Consider the following 1,736-nt stretch of genomic DNA (forward strand, 5'->3'; position numbering starts at 1 on the left):
GGCATCGGCAGGCACGGTGCCGGTGATCGCGACGCTGGCGCCCGGGCTGGTGCCCCAGCTGACCATCGGTGCGATGGCGGCTGCGTCGAGCGCGATCTCGGCATCGAAATGCGCATCGGCATCGGATTTCAGCGCGCGCCATGCCACGACGGCTGCGTCCCAGTCTGCCCCCTGCGGCGCATAGCGGCGGCCCTTCAGCCAGTCGAAGGTCACATCATCGGGAGCGATCAATCCGGCGAAGGCCGAAAATTCGGTGGCCATGTTGCACAGCGTCATGCGCGCTTCCATGTCGAGCGCGGTCACCGCGTCACCTGCAAATTCAATGACATGGCCGCTGCCGCCGCCCGCGCCATGCGCAGCGATCAGCGCAAGGATCACGTCTTTGGCGGTGACGCCCGGCTGAAGCCCGCCCTTAAAAGTCACGCGCATCGTTTTGGGCCGGGTCAGCCGCAGGGTGCCGGTGGCGAGCGCATGCTCGGCCTCTGATGATCCGATGCCCCAGGCAAGCGCGCCCAGTGCGCCTTGGGTGCAGGTGTGGCTGTCGGGCGCGATCAGCGTCAGGCCGGGCAGCACGATGCCAAGCTCGGGGCTGACGACGTGCATGATGCCCTGATCGGGATCGCTGACATCGAACAGGGTAATGCCCGCAGCCTGCGCTGCAGCGCGGGTCTCGGTGATGAACGCCTGTCCGCCGGGCATCAGCGTCGCATCGGTCCGGCCGGGGCGGGTGTCAACGATATGGTCCATCATCGCGAACGCGCGCGCCGGATCGGCGATTGGCCGCCGCGTATCGCGCAACGCATTGAGCGCCCCCGCGCCGGTGCGCTCGTGCAGCAGCACCCGGTCGATGGCGATCAGGTCCGCGCCGCCGGGCAACGGCGCGACGATGTGCGTGTTCCAGATGCGATCAAAGAGGGTGGTCACTGAACTCCCTCCCCCTTGATGGGGGAGGGTTGCGCAGACTTGGCGAGCGGAGCGAGCTTAGTCGAAGCTGGATGAGGCTGATTGCGCCACGCCAGCGTTGCCGCGCCGCCGCACACCCTCATCCAACTGCGCCTAGTCGGCAAAGCCGACAAGGCTGCGTATCCTTCTCCCATCGAGGGAGAAGGTGTAGTCAATTGTCCTTCAACCCGCACTGGCCGCCATGTCCGCCTCGACCGCGCGCCAGTCCTTGCTGACGAGCGTTTCCTGAATTGCAGTGCGGGTTTCAAGCAAGCCATTCCTGATCCAGTGCCATGTGCGGCAACGCGACTGGCCGTCATCCGAAATCTGGATCATCTCATACAGATAAAGCGAAGGGTCGCCCTTCCGCTGCCAGTAGAGCATCACGGTGCGGTTGTATTGATCGAGCCCCACCTCGGCGGCCCAACCGACGATCAGGTCGTTGTCCCACCAAACCCGTTTGTCGCGATACTCCGCCGGAAATTCGCGGACCTCGGTGCGGCCATCGGGCCAGGTGTAATGGTTGGTCTGGTGATATGGGTGCGTGCCATCATCGGGAAAGCGGCAGAACAGGCGGCTCTTGTGCTCGTCAATCTGCTCGCCCGCCGCGTTATAATAGGTATAGACGCCATCCCACACGCCCTCGTGGCGCGCCAGGATCGGCATGTCCTCACGTATCCCCATCTCGTTTACTCCTCTCGATTGTGAAGCGCAGTGCAAACGGCGCGGGCTGCGCGTGCGCGGATCAGGGCGCGATGTTCGCGCGCCAGCCGCTCGGGCGCAAGCGCTGCCGG

Annotated in this window: 2 protein-coding genes; both read right to left on the reverse strand. The window is 65.1% G+C overall.

The genetic code is table 11. The features are described 5' to 3' along the window. On the reverse strand, positions 1-924 hold a 924-nt coding region (locus ACEW8G_RS07160), incomplete at its 3' end, for an aconitase family protein (RefSeq protein WP_373487747.1). 201 nt (positions 925-1,125) lie between these two features. After that, positions 1,126-1,626: a DUF3598 family protein gene (locus ACEW8G_RS07165; RefSeq protein WP_373487748.1), complete on the reverse strand. Its 501-nt coding sequence runs from the start codon at positions 1,624-1,626 to the stop codon at positions 1,126-1,128. Between the last annotated feature and the right edge of the window lie 110 nt (positions 1,627-1,736).

It is taken from the genome of Blastomonas sp. (assembly GCF_041747255.1).
Lineage (GTDB): Bacteria > Pseudomonadota > Alphaproteobacteria > Sphingomonadales > Sphingomonadaceae > Blastomonas.

Coding starts and splice junctions, on each gene's coding strand:
- ACEW8G_RS07165 (WP_373487748.1), bottom strand. CDS start 1,626: ATGGGGATACGTGAGGACATGCCGATCCTGGCGCGCCACGAGGGCGTG.